The organism is Pseudomonas sp. NPDC078700 (assembly GCF_044542375.1).
In the GTDB taxonomy this organism is placed as follows: domain Bacteria; phylum Pseudomonadota; class Gammaproteobacteria; order Pseudomonadales; family Pseudomonadaceae; genus Aquipseudomonas.
This window is the reverse complement of the sequence record NZ_JBITUI010000001.1, coordinates 614,948-633,824: the sequence shown is the minus strand read 5'-3', so window position 1 is coordinate 633,824 and position 18,877 is coordinate 614,948. Positions and strand designations below refer to the sequence as shown.

17 protein-coding genes and 1 pseudogene are annotated in these 18,877 nt (G+C 53.4%); 14 read left to right on the top strand and 4 right to left on the bottom strand.

Annotated features, from left to right (window positions below; translation table 11 throughout):
• Positions 1–53: 53 nt before the first annotated feature.
• From ACIGCM_RS03005 to ACIGCM_RS02950, 12 genes and pseudogenes are all read left to right on the top strand, one after another.
• Entirely contained in the window at positions 54–1,766 is a 1,713-nt protein-coding gene (locus ACIGCM_RS03005; protein WP_397500527.1) for a GspE/PulE family protein, read from the top strand.
• Complete coding sequence (locus tag ACIGCM_RS03000) at positions 1,747–2,565, top strand: hypothetical protein (protein ID WP_397500526.1); 819 nt, start codon at positions 1,747–1,749, stop codon at positions 2,563–2,565. The genes ACIGCM_RS03005 and ACIGCM_RS03000 overlap by 20 nt, the downstream gene beginning before the upstream one ends.
• Position 2,566: 1 nt before the next feature.
• Positions 2,567–3,100, top strand: a complete 534-nt coding sequence (locus ACIGCM_RS02995) for a PilN domain-containing protein (RefSeq protein ID WP_397500525.1) — start codon at positions 2,567–2,569, stop codon at positions 3,098–3,100.
• Between the two features lie 2 nt (positions 3,101–3,102).
• Positions 3,103–3,654 carry a pilus assembly protein PilO gene (locus ACIGCM_RS02990; RefSeq protein WP_397500524.1) on the top strand — a complete coding sequence of 184 codons (552 nt, stop codon included), beginning with the start codon at positions 3,103–3,105 and terminating at the stop codon, positions 3,652–3,654.
• Positions 3,651–4,163, top strand: a complete 513-nt coding sequence (locus ACIGCM_RS02985; RefSeq protein ID WP_397500523.1) for a secretion system X translation initiation factor — start codon at positions 3,651–3,653, stop codon at positions 4,161–4,163. The genes ACIGCM_RS02990 and ACIGCM_RS02985 overlap by 4 nt, the downstream gene beginning before the upstream one ends.
• Positions 4,160–5,998, top strand: a pseudogene (locus ACIGCM_RS02980) (secretin and TonB N-terminal domain-containing protein); the annotation flags it as partial. The gene ACIGCM_RS02985 and the pseudogene ACIGCM_RS02980, both read left to right, overlap by 4 nt.
• A 450-nt stretch (positions 5,999–6,448) precedes the next feature.
• Entirely contained in the window at positions 6,449–6,922 is a 474-nt protein-coding gene (locus ACIGCM_RS02975; protein ID WP_397500522.1) for a type II secretion system protein, read from the top strand.
• A gap of 4 nt (positions 6,923–6,926) precedes the next feature.
• Entirely contained in the window at positions 6,927–7,301 is a 375-nt protein-coding gene (locus ACIGCM_RS02970) for a type II secretion system protein (RefSeq protein WP_397500521.1), read from the top strand.
• The gene (locus ACIGCM_RS02965; protein ID WP_397500520.1) at positions 7,288–7,824 is read left to right on the top strand and encodes a type II secretion system protein; all 537 of its coding nucleotides are present in this window, start codon (positions 7,288–7,290) and stop codon (positions 7,822–7,824) included. Before ACIGCM_RS02970 ends, ACIGCM_RS02965 begins: the two co-directional genes overlap by 14 nt.
• A gap of 44 nt (positions 7,825–7,868) precedes the next feature.
• Positions 7,869–8,255, top strand: coding sequence for a curli production assembly/transport protein CsgE (csgE, locus tag ACIGCM_RS02960; protein ID WP_397501104.1), 387 nt, complete (start codon positions 7,869–7,871; stop codon positions 8,253–8,255).
• Complete coding sequence (locus ACIGCM_RS02955) at positions 8,252–8,668, top strand: curli assembly protein CsgF (protein ID WP_397500519.1); 417 nt, start codon at positions 8,252–8,254, stop codon at positions 8,666–8,668. The genes csgE and ACIGCM_RS02955 overlap by 4 nt, the downstream gene beginning before the upstream one ends.
• Positions 8,669–8,695: 27 nt before the next feature.
• Complete coding sequence (locus ACIGCM_RS02950) at positions 8,696–9,532, top strand: CsgG/HfaB family protein (protein ID WP_397500518.1); 837 nt, start codon at positions 8,696–8,698, stop codon at positions 9,530–9,532.
• A gap of 236 nt (positions 9,533–9,768) precedes the next feature.
• Here the strand turns inward: ACIGCM_RS02950 and ACIGCM_RS02945 are convergent, their stop codons facing one another.
• The 4 genes from ACIGCM_RS02945 to ACIGCM_RS02930 form a co-directional block, all read right to left on the bottom strand.
• Positions 9,769–11,142, bottom strand: a complete 1,374-nt coding sequence (locus tag ACIGCM_RS02945; protein ID WP_397500517.1) for a hypothetical protein — start codon at positions 11,140–11,142, stop codon at positions 9,769–9,771.
• Between the two features lie 58 nt (positions 11,143–11,200).
• The gene (locus ACIGCM_RS02940) at positions 11,201–11,680 is read right to left on the bottom strand and encodes a curlin (RefSeq protein ID WP_397500516.1); all 480 of its coding nucleotides are present in this window, start codon (positions 11,678–11,680) and stop codon (positions 11,201–11,203) included.
• Positions 11,681–11,756: 76 nt separating this feature from the next.
• Complete coding sequence (locus ACIGCM_RS02935; RefSeq protein WP_397500515.1) at positions 11,757–13,985, bottom strand: Ig-like domain-containing protein; 2,229 nt, start codon at positions 13,983–13,985, stop codon at positions 11,757–11,759.
• 32 nt (positions 13,986–14,017) lie between these two features.
• Entirely contained in the window at positions 14,018–15,394 is a 1,377-nt protein-coding gene (locus ACIGCM_RS02930) for a hypothetical protein (protein WP_397500514.1), read from the bottom strand.
• A gap of 643 nt (positions 15,395–16,037) precedes the next feature.
• Between ACIGCM_RS02930 and ACIGCM_RS02925 the strand changes: the two genes are divergently transcribed.
• Entirely contained in the window at positions 16,038–17,267 is a 1,230-nt protein-coding gene (locus ACIGCM_RS02925; RefSeq protein WP_397500513.1) for a sensor histidine kinase, read from the top strand.
• A 138-nt stretch (positions 17,268–17,405) separates the two neighbouring features.
• A complete protein-coding gene (locus ACIGCM_RS02920) occupies positions 17,406–18,830 on the top strand; it encodes a sigma-54-dependent transcriptional regulator (protein ID WP_397500512.1) in 1,425 nt (474 codons plus the stop codon).
• The last annotated feature ends 47 nt before the right edge of the window (positions 18,831–18,877 follow it).

Below are 18,877 nucleotides of genomic sequence, written 5' to 3'. Positions count from 1 at the left end.
AGCGCCGGCCACCTCAGGTTGCAGTTCGCGCAGAGGATCAAGGAGGGCATCGTATGGACAGTCATTCCCTCGCAGTCGGGACCGTGCCGGTAGTTGCCGCGTTGCAACCGGGTACTCGCTTCGACGCGGCATTACTGGCTCAGGCACGTCAGCAAGCTGGCGAGCAAATGCGTACTGTTGATGCATTGCAGGCTTTAGTCGCGTTAGAGCCTGAAGTCTTTGTTCAACGGCTTGGCGCAACGCTGCACTATCCCGTGCTGTCATGCGACACACTGTTTGCCTGCAACCCAGCCTTTGATCAGTTGCCATTGGCCCAAGCGATCAAGCGCGACTTCGTCATGGTGCACCTAGGCAATACCCTGATCGGGGTCTTTGCTGACCCATTTGATAACAACCGTCTGGCTTGGATTGACGCGCGTCTCAATGGTGCGCCGTTGTACTTGGTTCATCCTGCCGACTTAAGTGGTTATCTGGCCCGCCAAGAAGAAAGCTACCACGCGGTTGACTCGCTCAATGCCGATACGGGTGATGTTGCTGAGCTTGAAGACATTGAGACGCTATCGCTGGCTCGTATCAGTGAAGACTCCAGTGTTGTGGTTAAGTTGGTTAACTCGACGCTGTACGACGCATTGAAGATCCATGCCAGTGATATTCACTTGGGCATGACCGGCAATGGTTTGGTGATCAAATATCGAATTGATGGTGTGCTCAACAGCATCAGCCGTGTACAGGGCGCTGAGATTGCAGAGCAGGTTATTTCGCGTATCAAGGTCATGGCTGAGCTCGACATCGGTGAGAAACGTGTACCACAGGATGGGCGTTTCAAGGTGTCAATCAGTGGTCGGCAGATCGATTTTCGAGTGTCGATTATGCCGAGCATCTTCGGTGAAGATGCAGTCTTGCGGGTACTCGACAAGCAAGACCTGGCCGATCAGGTGCAGGGCGTGAGCCTGGAAGCCCTTGGGTTTGAAGCTTCGATCATGAAAAAGCTCCGGCGTCTGGCCGCCGAGCCCTACGGCATGGTGTTGGTAACAGGGCCAACGGGTAGCGGCAAGACCACCACCTTGTACGCGATGATTACCGAGATTAACCACGGTGTAGAAAAAATAGTCACCATCGAAGACCCGGTTGAATACGTGTTGCCTGGGGTCTTACAAATTCCGGTTAATGAGAAAAAGGGCCTGACCTTTGCCCGCGGCTTGCGCTCAATTTTGCGCCACGACCCAGACAAAATCATGGTCGGTGAAATCCGCGATCCCGACACCGCCCAGATCGCGGTTCAGTCTGCGCTTACCGGCCATTTGGTGTTCACCACTATCCACGCAAACAATGTGTTTGATGTGATTGGTCGATTCACTCAAATGGAGGTCGACCCCTACAGTTTTGTCGCCGCACTCAATGCCGTGCTGGCTCAGCGTTTGATTCGTCTGGTCTGCCCAACCTGTGCGCAACCGGTAACGCCCTCGGCTGAGCAGTTGCAGGCCTCCGGCATCGCGCTGGATCAGGCCTCAAGCTATCGCTTTGTACAGGGTGTTGGTTGCGGTCGTTGTCGCGGTACCGGTTATCGCGGGCGTACGGCAATTGCTGAGTTGCTGCAACTGGATGACGAAATACGCCAACTGATTATTGACCGTGAACCCATTGCACGACTTAAGGAGCAAGCCTGTAAACGCGGTTTAAGGCTGCTGCGCACGACTGCACTTGAGCTGGTGCAAGCGGGTAAAACCACACTGGAGGAAATCAATCGTGTCACTTTTAGCGCGTGATACCCTGATCGGAGTTGTGACGACTTCCAGTGTTGCCTTGTTTGTGCGCCAGGGCCGGAACTTGCTGGCACTGGAATCTATGGACGTTCAGCCTGTAGCCGGTAAGCCTGCTGAGTGGCCCGACGCCTTGAGCGCACTGCAGTTATTGCTGCATGTGCACAGCCGCAAGCGTGCGCAACTGACGCTGCTGATATCCAATCAATTCACTCGGTTTTGTCTCGTGCCCTGGAGTGAGCACATTAGTACGCCGCAAGAGCTGGAGGCGTATGCCCTGATCTGTTTTGAAGATATTTATGGTCAGCTAGATGAAGGCTGGAGCTTGCGCCTTTCACCTGAGCCCGCAGGACAAGCTCGGTTGGCAGCGGCAATGACAAATGTGTTGTTTGATCAGCTGCACAGCATGGTCGCCCATGAAGGCATGCGCCTGACCAGCGTCCAGCCGTATCTCATGGCGGCCTTTAACTACTTTCGTCCGGCATTGGGAAAAGATGATTTTGTCTTTATCGTCGCGGAGCCGCAGCGCTGCAATGTGATTCAGGCTCAGGCTGGGCGTTGGGTAAGTATTCGCTCGGTGACGAGCGACGATTCCGATGCCAGCCTCAGTGCATTGATAGCCCGTGAGCATGAGCTAAAAGTGCTGGATCAGCAGGCGTTTGACTCTGTTTATCTGCATGCCCCTGCGCGTAACCACAAACCTCCACGGCCGATTTGCGGAGTGACTATTCAGGCGTTGACCCTGCCGGTAGAAGAGGGCAAGCGTGAGGATCCGTTACTCACCATGGCGATGGCGGCGAATTGAAATGCGCGAACTTCAATTGGATTTTCAGCCACGAGCCATCGCCTCTGCACTAGGTTGGCTGTTGTTGCTTGTTGGCGGCGTGCTGGCAGCCGCTGTACTGAGCACGCATATGTTGCTGGTGAAGGCTGAGCGCATTGAGCTCGACAAGCTCAGCGCTATGCAACTGGAGTTGCGAGGAGGGCCTGTAAATGGCGCTGGTGCCAGTCGTAAAAGCCGACAGGGTAGTGAGGTTTCTGTAGCCGAAATGCGGAGGATTTCCGCAGAAATGAACCTGCCTTGGAATGCCTTGTTTAACAGTCTGGAGAGCATTCCGCGCGACGATATTGCGTTGCTCTCCATTGCCCCGGATGCCCGCAAGCAACAACTGCGGTTAACGGCTGAAGCGCGAAATCTGGAAGCGATGCTGGCTTTTCACCGTAATCTTGAAAGTACCTTACAACTGCGTGATATCTCGCTGTTGAGTCATGAAACCTTGGAGCAGGTGCCTGAACGCCCTGTACGTTTCAGCCTGTCCGCTACTTGGTTGGTGGAATGACCATGGCCATCAATAAGCTGATCGCCTATGAGCACATTAGACGTCTTGGCTGGCCGGGTGTCATCGGCATCAGCTTGACCCTTGCGGTCATGTTTTATACCGCACTGATGATTCTTCCTGCGCGTGAGCGTTTACAACACAGCAGTGTGCAGGCGGCGCAATCCCAGCAATACCTGAGTCAGGTTAAAAGTGGGATCTTACCGCCGCCAACCGCTGAAGGAGGGGAGCTTGAAACCTTTCTTGAGATGTTGCCCGAGCAGGCTGAAGCCACCCGCGCGATCGACCAGATCTATACCCAGGCACAATTGCAGAATATTGCCCTGGCACGGGGTGAATATTCACTCGGCGTAGACCCCAAAACGCGTATGGCGCGTTATCAAATTCTGTTACCGGTCAGTGGTAGCTATCCACAGTTGCGCCGATTTCTCCACGCGGTACTCGATAAAGTACCCGCTTTGGTGTTGGAGAACGTTGACCTTAAACGCCGGAATATCGCCGATGCGCAGTTAGATGGGCGCGTGCGGATGACCCTGTACTTGTCGAGGCGCATATGAACAAGCGCATGCTGTGCTGGGCAGGTTTTATCAGTGCTGCGATCTTGGTCGCGGTGATCCCCGAGTATTTCTTCAGCACCGAAGATGAACCTGTTGTGCAACCTCGCGGCCCTGCTAACAAAAGCGCAATAGAACCGGTTGTTGCTCCCGCCCACTCGGTAGCCAGCGCTGTGGCCCCCGGTGCTGTAGCCAATGTGCCGCAACGGGACCTGTTTGCGGTACACAGCTGGCGCATTGTACCGACCTATCGCCCCGTGGTGGTGGCCCCGGTCGCGCCGGTGGTCTATCGACCTGTTGCTCCACCGTTGCCGTTTCAGTTTGTCGGAAAACTCGATGACAGTGTTCATTTGCAGGTGTTTCTGCAAGAGGGCGAGCAGGTGCACGTTGTGCGTGTCGGCGATGTAATAGGCGGCACCTATAAAGTGGAAAAAATTACTCAGAGCAACATGACGCTGTTGTATCTGCCTCTGAAAGTTTCCCAGTCCATGGCAGTTGGGAGCACCTTATGAACGCATCATTGTTAGCTGGCAGCAGCCTGCTTCTGGTTTTGATTCTGGCAGGTTGTGCGAGCAATAAGGCCCATGATGACGGGCTTCAGATGATTGAAGCCGGACACTATGAAGCAGGCCTTGCGCGCTTGGAGGAAGCGGCCCGTGAAGCCCCTCGCGACACCAAAATTCAGATGTCACTGATCAATCAACGCACGCGGATTGTTGAGACGCTCTTAAGTCAGGCTGATCTGGATTACAACCAGCGCAACTACACAATGGCCTTGCAGGGGTATCGCCGGGTCGAGGGCATTGATCCGCAGAACATCCGAGCGGCAGAGGGGCTGCGCCAACTCACCGCACTGAAGACTATCGATGCGATGCTGGTGCAAGGTCAAACTGCGTTACGCCGCGGCGACATTACCGGTGCTCAGCACCAACTGCGCAATATCTACGCCCTTGATCCAGAGCATCAAGGGGCAAAGCAGTTGCAGCGAGATATTCAACTGCTGCAAGACCGCTCCGCGTCGGTGTATCCCCAGTTGCGCACGCAACTTAGCCGCCCGGTAAACCTGGAGTTTCGCGATGCCAGCCTTAAAGTGATATTTGAAGTGTTGGCAAAAACCTCGGGCTTAAATTTTATCTTTGACAAGGATGTTCGGCCAGAAACCAAGGCGACCATTTTTGTTCGCCAGGTGCCGATAGAGTCGGCCATCGACTTGTTGCTGCAGCAAAGTCAGCTGCACCAGAAGGTCGTAAACGACACAACAATCTTGATCTATCCCGACGCACCGCAAAAGCTCAAGGATTATCAGGACTTGGTCATGCGTACTTTTTACCTGACCAACATCGATGCCACCAGCGCACTGAATATGGTTAAAACCATGCTCAAAACCCGCGATGTATTCATTGATGAACGCCTAAATACCCTGACCATGCGCGACACTGTGGATGCGGTACGCATGGCTGAGAAACTGTTTCAGGCACAGGACCAATCAAGCCCCGAAGTCGTACTTGAGGTTGAAGTGATGGAAGTGGCCACCCAGCGGATTCTCGATCTCGGGTTGCAATGGCCAAATACCTTTGGGGTGATCAATGATGACGGCTCACCTGTAAGTGTTCTCGATCAGCTACGGGGTATAGATTCAGGTCGTATCAGCATTGCGCCTTCACCTCAGTTGCGCATCAATGCACAGGACAGTGATATCAATACACTTGCCAGCCCAGTAATCCGCGTCAGCAATAACGAGCAGGCGCGTATCCATATCGGCCAGCGTGTACCCATTGTGAGTGCGACATCGGTGCCTTCAACACAAGGGCCGGTTATTACTGAAAGCATTACTTATCTGGATGTTGGTCTGAAGCTTGAAGTGCAGCCAACGGTGTTCCTGAACAATGAAGTCGCAATCAAAATAGCGCTTGAAGTCAGTAACGCCACACCGCTTGAAGCCACACGCCAAGGCACTATTCCTGTTCAGGTTGATACACGCAATGCCACCACCACCTTGCGGCTGCGCGATGGTGAGACCCAGGTGCTTGCAGGATTGATGCGCAACGATCAGCTCTCCACAGGCAACAAAATCCCAGGGCTGGGTGATATACCCGGCGTCGGTCGCTTATTTGGCAGCAACAAGGACACCAATACAAAGTCCGAACTGGTGCTTTCAATCCGTCCGCGCATTGTGCGCAACCTGCCTTACCAAAGCCCTAATGACATGGAGTTCGCAACGGGCACTGAGAGCAGCATGCGTGTGCAATCGGCGTCTCAGTATGCGCGAGCAGAACCACCAAGCGCACCCGTCTACACCCCAGCACCTGCTGCGCAACCCATAAAACCGGCTAAATCGCAGCCGAAGGTGCCTGCTGAGAGTTTGCGTTTAAGTTGGGTAATGCCCAGTGAGATGCATGCGGGTGAAGAGGCTGTATTCGTCCTTCAGGCTCAAGCAGGGCAGCCGCTGCACAGCTCTTCGTTACAGCTCTCGTATGACCCAGCACAGTTGAAGGTTCTTGAAGTGCTGGAAGGCGGGCTACTCCAGCATGACAGTACGAAAACCTCATTCACGCCGCGCCTTGATGAAATCGCGGGCGTGGTTTCAACATCGCAAACACGTAGCAGCAGCAACGGTGCGACCGGTTCTGGCGGTTTGCTGCAAGTACGTGTGCGTGCCTTACAGAGTAGCGACGCACAGAGCCAGCAAACCTCGATGAAGCTGATCAAGTTCTCCGGCATTGGTCAGGATAACCGTTTGATAGCTGCAACGTTGCCAACGCCGCAATCCGTAACCGTCAAGCCCTGAGCCGCCATCATGAAGCGCACAGCACAAGGTTTTACGTTAATTGAAGTGGTCATCACCATGGCAATCATCGCATTGCTCGCCAGTATTGCCGCACCCCTTACTGAAACAGTGGTGCGCAGGGGTAAAGAGCAAGAGTTGAAGACCGCGCTGCACCAGATTCGTGATGCCCTTGATGCCTACAAATTGGCAGCCGACGCAGGCCATATTGAAAAACCGTTGTCGGGTTCGGGTTACCCACAGTCGCTGAGTGTTCTGGTGGAGGGCGTACGTGATTTGCGTGACGCGAAGGGCGGCAAAATTTATTTCCTGCGACGTATCCCACGTGATCCCTTTGCATTGCCTCAGGTTGAGATTGAAGAAGTATGGGGGCTGCGTGCCTATGACAGCCCTGCAGAGGATCCACGCTCGGGTGAGGATGTGTTCGATGTCTACTCGTTATCTGAGTTGACCGGGCTTAATTCAATCGCTTATTCACAGTGGTAGCACTATGCGACGTCATGCAGGTTTTACCCTCATAGAGTTACTTGTCGTGCTGTCGATCATCGCCATGCTGATGACGATTGCAGTGCCGCGTTATTTTTCGAGTTTCGATAACTCCAAAGAAACAACGCTGCGTCAGAGCCTGGCTGTGATGCGCGACTCGCTGGATCAATTCTATGGTGATACCGGCCATTACCCGGAATCTTTAGAGCAGCTTGTAGAGCAGCGCTATTTACGCAATATGCCGCTTGACCCCATCACCGAGCGTACTGATTTATGGGTGATTGTGCCGCCACCTGATGGGGTCAGTGGCTCGGTTGGTGATATCAAAAGCGGCGCCAATGGCAAAGCGCGCGATGGGAGCCTTTATGCGCAATGGTGAGCTCCACCGCCAGCAGCAAGGCTTCAGCTATTTTGCCGTGCTGTTTCTAATCATGATCATGGGCACTGCGTTAGCAGGTGCCGGGCAGCTATGGTCGACGACCAGTCAGCGTGTTCGCGAGCAGGATTTACTGTGGGTGGGCACGCAATACGCACAGGCGTTGCGCCATTACTATCAGGTTTCCCCGGGCCTTGCTCAGTACCCGCAAACACTCGATGAACTGATTGAGGACCCACGGTTCCCTTCATTGCAACGGCACCTGCGCCAACTGTATGCAGACCCCATCACGGGCTCAAATGAATGGGGGCTGATTCTCTCATTCGACGGTCGCATTGCAGGTGTGTATAGCCAGTCGGCACAAGCGCCGATGAAGCAAGCGCACTTTCCCGCACAGTGGGTCGACTTTGAAGGCATGGAACATTACTCGGACTGGCAGTTTGTCGCCGATAAGTCCTTTATGCAGGGGCTTAATCAAGATGCTCCGGCAGCCCCTGGCAAGGCTTCTAGCCTCGGGGGGTGGTGATGTCATTGGCACAGATCCAGAGACGTTTATTGCGCCGGCGCTTTATGCCTCGCGCCATTGTTGCCTGTATGAGCCTGAGTATGTTCGCTCCGGTGCAGGCCAACGAAAATGAAATCATGGGATTTATTGTGGATAACAGCATTTCCAATATTGGCCATGAGTTTTACCGCTTCTTCACCGAGCGCCTCAGTGACACCAGCCGCCTGGACTTTAACTTGGTCGTGAGTGAACGGCCATCAGCACGTTGGGGCAGTTTGGTCTGGGTCGAGTATGAGCGCGGGATCGTCTACCGGCGCTTTCTGCCGCCTAACACGGCCGAGCTAAAGTCCACTGCCTATGAAGCAGCAGACTTTGTGAAGGAAGAAATTACCCGCAGGAAAATCGAAAATCTTCTGCAAGACACCATTGACCTGGACAAGGACGAGCTATGAACAGCAAACATATAGCCTTGAGTGTCAGTTTTAGCGTGCTGGCCTTGAGTAATTCGGCACTGGCCACTGAGTTGGTCTACACCCCGGTAAACCCAACCTTCGGGGGCAGTCCTTTAAATGGCGCATGGTTGTTAAACAGAGCGCAAGCACAGAACGACCACGATGACCCCGACGCCATTGATCGTTCCTCGTTTACAGGCACCACTGCGCTCGAGCGTTTTAGCAGCCAATTAGAATCTCGCCTGCTTTCGCAATTGCTCACCAATATCGACGGGGGCAATACCGGCAGTCTGTCGACGGAATCGTTTCTTATCGACTTCGTTGATGTAGACGGTGCTTTAAATGTGCAAATCACCGACAAGTTAACCGGTGAGACTTCAGTGATTGAGGTCAATGGCCTCAATACAAATTAGATTCAGCGTGCTCAAGGATGCCAGACCATGAACAAGACACTGCTGTTGGTCATGATGGTAGCTGCATTAAACGGCTGTGCTGTGCGAGAGCCAATGCCTGCAGAGGTAGACGAGGGCACACCGACACTGACGCCGCGTGCTTCGACCTATTACGATTTATTGGCGTTGCCGCGACCCAAGGGGCGTTTGGTGGCAGCGGTTTATGGGTTTCGTGACCAGACTGGCCAATACAAACCAACGCCAGCGAGTTCGTTCTCCACCAGTGTCACCCAGGGTGCAGGCAGCATGCTGGTCGACGCCTTGCAAGCCAGTGGCTGGTTCCGCGTACTTGAGCGTGAAGGTCTGCAGAATGTCCTGACTGAACGTAAAATTATCCGCGCCTCACAGAACAAACCTAATACCCCTGCCAATATCCAGACCGAACTTCCACCTTTGCAGGCCGCTAACATTTTGCTCGAAGGTGGGATTATCGCCTATGACACCAATGTACGTTCAGGTGGTGAAGGCGCAGCTTATTTAGGCATCAGTATCGGCCGGGAATATCGTGTGGATCAGGTGTCGGTTAATTTGCGGGCAGTCGATGTTCGTACCGGTATGGTGTTGGCGAATGTGATGACTTCGAAAACCATTTACTCGGTGGCGCGCAACGCCGGGGTGTTTAAGTTCATTGAGTTCAAAGAGCTGCTTGAGGCCGAGGCGGGTTACACCACCAACGAGCCTGCACAACTCTGTGTACTCTCGGCGATCGAGGCTGCTGTGGCGCATATTGTCGTGCAGGGCGTGCAGAGTCGTTTGTGGCAAGTCGCAGACGGCCAACAACTCCAGCAGACATCACTGGATAAGTACCTTTCACAAATCAAGTAAGCCCACGCAGCCAACGACACACAGGGCTGCGGTTAGCGCACCTACTCACTCACTATCGAAGACACTTACAGCGCCCACGCGCTGTTTGGTGGCGCGTGCGTCTGTGTGAGCTGAGCATGAGGACGCATGACGGCATTGTTTAGATAAGAGCAGGTTATGCAGCAAACGGGGCGTGATATGAATCTGCCGCCCATAAGGCGGCAGGTTCAGTGAAGCGTAGGTTGTGGATAGCGTCTTTACTGTTGCAGCACATTAGCTGTGTTGTTGCTACCGGTCTGAGCAATAGTTGAGATCATGTTGTTGCTTGTTTGTGTGACAAGCGCACTGTTACCTATGCCGCTTTGAGTGATTGTCGACAGGTTGAGCATATTGGATTGGCTGACAGTGATGCTGTTGTCATCACCCATAGTTGAGCCATTTGCTAGGTTGCTGCTGCCAGTCTGCACTGCTACGAGCATGTTGCCGTCGCCGTTTTGATCGAAGTACAGCTCGTTGTTCACCCCAGCTTGATTGGTGTCCATCTGGTTACCGTTGCCGGACTGACCAAGAGCAGCATTTTGCAGTTGGCCGCTTTGGGTGAGTTTGATCGAGTTGAACGTGCCTTCCTGGCCTAGAGATGCAACTTGATCAAGCCCATATTGGCCACGGCTGCCAGTTTCCACCCCCGCATAAATCTCGTTGCCGGTGCCGGTCGAGTTGATTTCAAGCAGGTGACCTGAACCTTCCTGATAGGTCTCTGCGTAGTTGATTGAGCCATTTTGTACCAGCAGGGTAGTGGTTGCGCTGGCTGAAACCTGGTTGGCGGAAAGCTCGTTACCTTCGCCGATCTGAGTGATCATCATCTGGTTATCCGCACCATCGGTTTGATCAAGCAGTGCGCCGTTTAGATCACCGGTTTGAATCAGATTGTAGTGGCTGTTTGTCTGGTTGGATTGAAAGGCATCTACCACGTTCTCAAAACCCTGTTGATCAACTGTCGCACTGCTCAGGGTGCCTGAGTCTTGATAAATAAAGGCTTCGTTACTGCCACCCCCTTGGGTAATAGTGATCACGCTGTCTGTTTGCGCGAAGCTATCCGTTGATGCACGGCTGCCAACACCGGTTTGGGTAATATCGGCAAGGTTATTAGCACCATCTGACTGGTAAGCATCGGCCACATTGCTGTCGCCGCGCTGGTTGACCTGTACCTCGCTGCCGGTTTCAAATATTTGTGTGGCTGTGGCCCATTGGCCTATGCCGCGTTGAACCGTGCGTGCCAGGTTGTCAGAGCCGCCTTCCTGGTCATTGGTCGCGCTTTGGAATGAACCATGTTGGACTTGTACCGAACGACTTCTGCGCTCATCAGATTGCAGTGCATAACTATCGCTGCCCTCACTGTCCTGAGTTTGTTCGGCACGGCTGCGCACAACGAATTGTTGTTCTATGGTTGCAAAGTTTCCGCCTGGCCCCGATTGGGTCTGGGTGGCTTGGCTGTTCTGGGCTTCGGTTTGCTTAACATCTGCAAAGTTATCCGCACCGGTTTGGCTTTGGGTCGATAGGCTGTTATCTGCAAGCGCCGGCAGGCTCACGATGGCCAGAACTGCGACTGCGAGTGGTTTGAACTGGAACATGGTATTGCCTCCTGGTGTATTAGCGTGCCAATCAAGCAACACAGTCGACTGGCGGTTTTTAGCGGTATTGGTAGAGCTTGACGCTCTGGTTGTTTCCAAACTGGGCAATACTGCTGGCTTGCCCACTGCCGGTTTGTTCAATGCGTGCACTGTTGTACGCACCGTTTTGATTTATCAGGGCTTGGTTATAAGCACCGCTCTGCGAAATAAATGCCTCGTTGCCATAACCCTGTTGTGTAATCGATGCCATTTGACCGATGCCTTCTTGCAAAATGTAGGCTTCCTGGTTGCTACCGGACTGAGCGATAACACCGAGTATTGATTGTCCTTGCTGAGTCATTAGGGCTGTATTGGCCTGACCATTCTGTTCAATCAACGCCTGCTGATTTGCTGTTAGTTGCACAGGGGCACTGATATCCAGCGAGCCGTCGGTTAAATCAAAATTGTCTGCCAGGTCACCGGCCTGGACGTTGTCTATCAAGCCTATAAATAGAGCCAGGACAGGGCACAGCAGGCTTATGAACGCTTGCCTTTGCATGCTTTGCCCTCCTGTAAGTTTTACCTGGCAACCCCCCAGCGTCTGGTCCTAGACATAGGGGTTGCCGGGCAAGTGCCTAACGTACGTCCAGCGGTTGAGTGACCAGGGTTCCGATAGAAGATCTGACGGTGATCACTGGGGTGGCATTAGGTACAACTTCAGTGGATGTTGCCGAATACCTCCAGCGTCCAGTGGCCAGTACGGTGGCTGTACCAAGGGTTTGCGTGCCGCTGGCCGTACTCACGCTGATGGTCATGACGTTGCCAGCAGTGATTGAGGTGTCGCCACGGATATCCCAAGTGAATCGGTTATTGGTTCGTGGGGTGACCTGGGCCGTGGTCACATTGAGGTTTTCGACCGTGGCGGGCGGCGGCGGTGGCGTGACTGCCACGTTAACTGTGGCCGGGGTTGAGACTGCGCCAAGGGAGTCTGCGGCGGTATAGGTAAAGGTGGCTGTAAACGGACTGCTTACTGTTTGAGGTGGGGTATAGGTCAGTGTTGCGCCATTGCTAGTGACTTGGCCCACGGTGGGTTGGGTGACTCCGGCTATGCTCAGCGGAATATTGCCTTCTGGATCCGTGTCGTTGGCAAGCACATCGACAGTCACTGGGACATTGAGTGTCGCGGAGGCGTCGTTGTTTGCAGTCGGTGGTAGGTTTGGACTCACGGTGACGGTCACGGTAGCGGCAGTTTCTGACTTGTCACCCAGCGCATCTTGGACCCGGTAGGTAAAGGTTGCGCTCAGCGCAGCAGTAATTCCTGCGGGTGGGGTGTAGAGCACCGATGTTGTTCCGTCGGCAACGACGCTGCCAAATCCGGTTGCAGGTTGAGTCAGGTCGACAACACTCAATGGTGTGTTGTCATCTGGGTCGCTGTCATTGAGCAGCAGGTTGATGTTGACCGGCACACCCGAGGACGTGGTTGCGGCATCATTAACTGCAATTGGCAGTTCATTTTCGCTCGGCTCAGGCGCTCTGCCGACAATGGAAACCGCTTCAGTGTCACTGCCGCCGGCGGAAGATTTAACGGTGACCTTGGCCGGTGGCTGACTCAGATTATCGACTTCCAGGGTTTGTTGAATACCAGACTTCGATAAACGTCCGAACCCTGGGGCAGCCATGTCAGGCACTAGCAATTCATCGCTGGACGAGGCGGTTATGCGCAGCGTTTGGTCGTTCCACGAATATGTCGCGTTGCTGATTTTGACCACGTCAGTGAGCGCGCTCGACAGGCTAGTCTGCTGTTTGTTGCCGGTTGGGTCTTTAGCGGTCGCCACAATAAACGGCGGTAAGCTCGGCGCATCAGCATGCTGGCCGAAGAACTTGCCGTTGTTATTACTGGTCATGTTGATCAGGCAGGGTGATGCTGGGTTGCCAGCGACCAAGTCCAATGTTTCTCTGAAGCACAGAGTACTGCCAGGCTCCGAGTCCGCAAACACGCTGATCGAGGTGCTGTCCTGGGTGCGGCGATAGGTTGAGCGCTCAACCGTTATTGGCAGAGGGTTACGTGGATCTGACAGTTTGCCGGAGACACTAAACAGGCTCGTTTCGATGGTGCCAGCTGGGCCTTGAATTCTTACGAAGTTAGTATTGTTGGGGCTGCCGGTTACTGCTTCGAGAACATTGGGGTTACCAATATACGTCTCGGTCACTCCGGTTTCTGGGTTCACTGCACTATAGGGTGCGCCAACGCCGTGAAGGAATGGGCCAATGTCTCCTCCCAGGGCTCCACTGAAGTCACCGGGGGCACCAATCCCTATGTCGCGGGTCATGTTGATCGCACGGCGTCCGGGCGTGGTAATGTTGAATGTCTCCACACCGTAAGGGTGGGTTACGGTGTATACGCCCGCGACAGGGACACTGACCCGGATACGGATACGTGCGAAGCTGACTTGGTCGCCGGCCAGTGGCGCATCATTGTTAAATGCAGCCTCAATACCGGCTACGTATGCATCGAGCTCATACCCGGCAACGGCACCTTCGTCGATTGTTGTTTCGGCGAGATACCAAAAGGTTTCCCCCGGCCAGTTGTTTGGAAATACCAGTGGTTTGGTGTCATCGAATACGCCAGGCTCAGGTATCAAGGTACAGAGATAACCCGCGCCCGGGGCCAGCTCGGCCTTTGATAGGCACAGATCAAGTCGCTCTGCTACTGGCTCCGTGGTGTCTTCGTACCACGCTGGATAACCGCCTGTTGCCGGGGTATATGGCCCTGGAGCAACGGCGCCTAGCTCTGCTTGTGCATTGCTGATCGCAAGCGCAATCAGGCTTATGGACGAGATAAATATGCAGGGCAACTTGTTCATGATGCCTCCTAGAGAAAGTTCTGATGCAACCTTCAAGGAAGGATGATCACTTCTTCTGTGTCTGAGCCGCCATTTGATGAGCTAACGGTGATTGCCGCTGGCGGAATTGGCGTGATGTTCGTTGTCAGGGTTTTCATTACGCCACCACTTAGCGGGGCAATAAGGTCGCCATCGCTGTTGTGCACAGATAAGGTTGGAATCGTCATCTCATCACTGCTACTGGCGTGGACTGTCAGGGTGCCTGAGCTCAAGCTGTACTCCGCTTTCTGAATCACTACGTGATCCACCAGCGGGCTGGCCACTGTGGTCACAGTGCTTGAGGCGATGGCCAATGAGTTGTCGGCGGTCACGGTAATGGTTGCTGGTACGCTGGGATTCAGGGTTGATTGCCCATACCAATGGCCGGTTGAGTCCGCCTCGCTCATCACCACTTCGTCACCGTTGGCGTCGAGATAGTCGGCTTTGCCGGGAGGCGGTGGAGCGCTGACAAACACATCTTGCTGGGCACTGACGATGCCCTGTGAGTCATCGCTGCGTGAGTATGTTGCCCGCTCTACCATGGCTGGAGTTGGTCGAACCACCGTTGACAACTTACCGGAAATCGCAAAGACGTCAGTACTCAGGTCGATGCCACCTGGGCCTTCAATGCGAATGTAATTTGTGTTGAAGGGGCTGCCTGTAACCGGCTCAAGCACATTCGGATCGCCAATAAAAGTGTCCGCAGCGCCCGTATCCGGGTCGGTTTCGGTATAGGGGCCGTTGACACTTCGCAGAAACGGGCCAACATCCCCGGCCAGCGCGCCGGTATAGGTGAGCGGAACCCCTATCCCAATGTCTCGGGTCATATTGATCGCACGGTCACCGTCGGTGTCGAAGTCCTCTGCGGTTACCTCGAATATTTCGACGCCATAGGGGTGGGTGACGGTATAGGTGCCAATGCTCGGTACATCGACGCGAATGCGGACTCGGGCAAAGCTGATCTGGTCATTTGGCGCTGGAACGTCGCCACCAAAGGCTGCCTCAAGCGCTGAGCCATAAGACAGATCAATACCGCTTGCTGCATCTACAATCTCAGCGTCTGCGGTAAACCAAAATGCCTCATCCGGGAAGTTTGTTGGAAAGACCAGCGGTTGTGCATCATCGAATATGCCTGGGTTAGGCAGCAGTGAGCACATATAGGATGGGGCACCAGGTGTTGATGGTACGCGCGAGCTGAGATTCTTTGATAGGCACAGGTCGAGTGTCCGGCCATGTGTATCTTGATACCAAGCGGCAAAGAACCCATTTTCCGCCAAGTAATTCCCGGCCGTATCGCCAGTGTCGACTGCAAATAAACCGCCATGTGCTACCTGGCTCGCTGTGATAGCAACACATAGGGCCGTTACAGATACCTTCAATTTGTTGTGCATGAGTACACCCTCTTGCAGTGTGCTATGTCGTGTGTGGACTCACCGGTCCTCTGACAAGCTGCAAGCGGTATCGCAACATCCATACCATGTATGCAAAATCGCCTCCTGAGCCTTTATTTGTGCAGGTTTGGCGACGTCTGAAGGGGATGGATTATTCGGCAATTGAGTGGGGAATGGGGGCTGGATTCCCCCCAAAGTTGGGTTTTGTTGGGGGGGCTCTGACAGGTATACAGGGGTGTGCAATAAAAACAGGCACTTAGCCAGACTACTAGGCCCTTATAGCATTAGATCAATGAGCTTTAAGGTTAATACCAAATGATGATTTAAATGTTCTTCGGAATCTGAGCTATAAAGAACGTGATAACAATAAATAGTCTGGAAATCCCCTATGTGCGTTGCCTTTGATTTGCGCAAATTAACGCTCTGGAGGGACGTAAAGCTGGCCAGTAGCCCGTTCAACTTACTGCGTTGGTTTTCGTTGGTTAGCTTGGCGATCGTGGGCTCAGTGGCGATCGGCCTAGGGATCATATCCACCCAGTTCGTGGTTAAGGAAAGCATTGAGCGTGATGCAATGCTTACGGCTCAGTTTGTCCGTGCGATTGGCGATACTGAGATCCGTCATCACCAGCTTGATGGCCTGTTAATGGCTGATGTGGTTGATCCACGCAACGATAATAAGTTTTTACCCGTTGTCGCTGAAGAGCGACAGCGGGCGAGAAGCGAATTTTTTGATCACATTTCTAACCTTCCCGACTCACTCTTAGCCAATATTTACGCCCTTGATCAGGTGATTGTCTGGTCGAGTAACGCCGAATTGATTGGCAAAACTATTGATAATGAAGACATCAATAAGGCGTTCGCAACCCGCGAGTCTGTCGTCTCCAGTTATAGCCATATGGGCGACGGTCACCTTGAGCATCAATTTCCGCACACCCCCAATGAGTTCTTTATCGAGAACTATGTCCCGATGCTAGGCAAAGACGGGTCGGTTGCCGCAATGGTTGAAATCTACAAAGAACCCAAAGATTTGATTTCTCGTATGCAGCGAGGGTATCGGGTGATCTGGATTTCCACCGCAATTGGTGGGGCGCTGCTTTACTTTGGCTTGTTTTGGATTGTGCGGCGCGCTGCCACGCTGCTTGAATCACAGCAGCAGCAATTGATTTCTAACGAATCTTTCGTCGCCCTTGGCGAGATGTCCTCTGCCTTGGCCCATAGTTTGCGTAATCCGTTAGCGACCATTCGCTCAAGTGCTGAATTGGCTCAGGAAATGAGTGATAGCAAGCCGCCTCGGCATCTCGCCGACATTATTGGTCAGGTGGACAGGATGACCAACTGGGTGCGGGACTTGCTGATTTCCTCACGTCCGCTCAGCGGTGAAATTGAAGTTGTTGATCCTGCGGCCGTCCTCAAGGATTGTATTGGCAGCTTTGAGCTACAACTACGGCAAGCGAATATTCAGGTGGACATCATCATTGAGTCCTCTGTAAACGTTGTTAGCCACCGAATGATGCTGCGACAGGTGCTCAACAGTTTAATTTCCAATGCAATCGAGGCGATGCTCAGGGGCGGTACGCTGCAGGCACGGGTTGAGGTCGTCGAGATGGGCAAGCGTCTAATGTTGACGATCAGTGACTCAGGTAAAGGCATGTCACGGCAGCAGGAAATGATGGCCTTCAAACTTTTTTACACCACCAAACAAGGTGGCTTAGGCGTAGGTTTGGTGATGGCGAAGCGCATCATGGAGCGCTTTGGCGGGAAAATTGCTCTCTCCAGTAAAGAGCACCAGGGCACGACCGTGGTGCTTGATTTTAAAGTAGCCCCTCAAAGTCTATTGCACCCGGTACGGAGGGTCGAGGCTACGACTGTGTAAGCGCCACGTCAGGCTGGGGTGTTGAGCAATTTATGGGGTCAGAGTTGCACTGCAATCAGGTATCTGTCTCGGGTAGCCGTATTGAATTAGAGCAACCCAGCAAAGTACGTAGGCTTAAGCTAGGCGAGGGGAGGCGTTATGGAACAGAGCATTTTGATCGTCGAAGATGATGAGATGTTGGCTGAGAATATTCAGACTTATTTGGAGCGTAAAAACTTCGATGCGCGTGTCTGTCATTCAGCGGAAGAGGCACTTGAAGTTCTCGCCACTGTACAACCCGATGTGATACTCACCGACCATTCCTTACCGGGTATGAGCGGTATGGCGTTGCTGGCTAAAGTGCATGCCGATACGCCACAGACCAAACTGATCATGATGACCGGCTACGGCAATATCGATGATGCTGTGGAGGCAATGAAGGCTGGGGCATTTCATTACCTGACCAAGCCTGTAGCCTTGGTCGAGCTTAAACTGTTGATAGAGCGAGCGCTGGATGCTCAACGTCTGGAATACAAACTGACGTTTTATCAGCAACGTGAAGCCCAAGGCTCTAGTTATCAGGCATTGATTGGTAACTCGGTGCCGATGCAGACCCTGAAGTACACGATCCAGCAATTGCTAGATGCTGAGAGCCGAATGACTGATGCCGAGCAACCCGCGGTGTTGATCGAGGGTGAAACCGGCACGGGTAAAGAGCTGATTGCCAGAGCCCTGCATTTTGGCGGTGTGCGCAATAAAGGTCCTTTTATTGAGTTTAACTGCGCGGCCATCCCCGCTCATCTCATTGAGGCCGAACTTTTTGGTCATGAAAGGGGGGCTTTTACCGATGCCAAGGAGCGCCGCCTAGGTTTGGTTGAGGCGGCAGACGGCGGTACCTTGTTTCTTGATGAGATTGGCGAGATGGATCTCAGTCTGCAGGCCAAACTGCTAAAACTGCTTGAGGATCGCACTATTCGGCGCGTGGGCTCGGTCAAGGAGCGCAAAGTTGATCTGCGCATCATCAGCGCCACCAACTGCAACCTTGAGCAACTGGTACAGCAGGGGAAATTCCGTCGAGACCTGTTCTTTCGACTGCGCATCATCTCAATTAAAGTCCCTCGCTTGTATGCCCGAGGAGACGATGTGTTACTGCTGGCTCGGCACTTTTTGGCCTTGCACTGTAAGCGCTATGGCAAGCCCGGCTTGCAGTTCAGCGCTGAGGCCGAAATCCTGCTGAAAAGTTACAGCTGGCCCGGTAACGTGCGTGAGTTGCGTAATATGCTTGAGCAAAGTGTCTTGCTAGCTCAGAGCAATATCATCGGCCCGAACCAGTTGGTCATGTGTTCGAGTTTGATGGAACCCGCAGCTAGGGAGCAGTTTGCTCAGCCTGCATGTGGGTATGAGAATGATGGGGCGATTGACGGTTTTAATTTGCCCGAAGTCGAGCGTGACATTGTCATTAAAACGCTGAATAAAACCGATTGGAACGTGACTAAATCAGCCAAGATTCTTGGCTTGAGCCGCGATATGTTGCGCTATCGGATTGAGCGTTTGGGGCTGACTCGGCCAGATCGGCAGCACTGAGTGAAGTGAACCACCGTGCTTTAAGCCGGCATGAAAAAGCCCCAGTG

Excerpts from the sequence above, each read along its gene's own strand:
- ACIGCM_RS03005 (WP_397500527.1), top strand. The coding sequence starts at position 54 with ATGGACAGTCATTCCCTCGCAGTCGGGACCGTGCCGGTAGTTGCCGCG.
- ACIGCM_RS02995 (WP_397500525.1), top strand. The coding sequence starts at position 2,567 with ATGCGCGAACTTCAATTGGATTTTCAGCCACGAGCCATCGCCTCTGCA.
- ACIGCM_RS02990 (WP_397500524.1), top strand. The coding sequence starts at position 3,103 with ATGGCCATCAATAAGCTGATCGCCTATGAGCACATTAGACGTCTTGGC.
- ACIGCM_RS02985 (WP_397500523.1), top strand. The coding sequence starts at position 3,651 with ATGAACAAGCGCATGCTGTGCTGGGCAGGTTTTATCAGTGCTGCGATC.
- ACIGCM_RS02975 (WP_397500522.1), top strand. The coding sequence starts at position 6,449 with ATGAAGCGCACAGCACAAGGTTTTACGTTAATTGAAGTGGTCATCACC.
- ACIGCM_RS02970 (WP_397500521.1), top strand. The coding sequence starts at position 6,927 with ATGCGACGTCATGCAGGTTTTACCCTCATAGAGTTACTTGTCGTGCTG.
- ACIGCM_RS02965 (WP_397500520.1), top strand. The coding sequence starts at position 7,288 with ATGCGCAATGGTGAGCTCCACCGCCAGCAGCAAGGCTTCAGCTATTTT.
- csgE (WP_397501104.1), top strand. The coding sequence starts at position 7,869 with ATGCCTCGCGCCATTGTTGCCTGTATGAGCCTGAGTATGTTCGCTCCG.
- ACIGCM_RS02955 (WP_397500519.1), top strand. The coding sequence starts at position 8,252 with ATGAACAGCAAACATATAGCCTTGAGTGTCAGTTTTAGCGTGCTGGCC.
- ACIGCM_RS02950 (WP_397500518.1), top strand. The coding sequence starts at position 8,696 with ATGAACAAGACACTGCTGTTGGTCATGATGGTAGCTGCATTAAACGGC.
- ACIGCM_RS02945 (WP_397500517.1), bottom strand. The coding sequence starts at position 11,142 with ATGTTCCAGTTCAAACCACTCGCAGTCGCAGTTCTGGCCATCGTGAGC.
- ACIGCM_RS02940 (WP_397500516.1), bottom strand. The coding sequence starts at position 11,680 with ATGCAAAGGCAAGCGTTCATAAGCCTGCTGTGCCCTGTCCTGGCTCTA.
- ACIGCM_RS02935 (WP_397500515.1), bottom strand. The coding sequence starts at position 13,985 with ATGAACAAGTTGCCCTGCATATTTATCTCGTCCATAAGCCTGATTGCG.
- ACIGCM_RS02930 (WP_397500514.1), bottom strand. The coding sequence starts at position 15,394 with ATGCACAACAAATTGAAGGTATCTGTAACGGCCCTATGTGTTGCTATC.
- ACIGCM_RS02925 (WP_397500513.1), top strand. The coding sequence starts at position 16,038 with ATGGCTGATGTGGTTGATCCACGCAACGATAATAAGTTTTTACCCGTT.
- ACIGCM_RS02920 (WP_397500512.1), top strand. The coding sequence starts at position 17,406 with ATGGAACAGAGCATTTTGATCGTCGAAGATGATGAGATGTTGGCTGAG.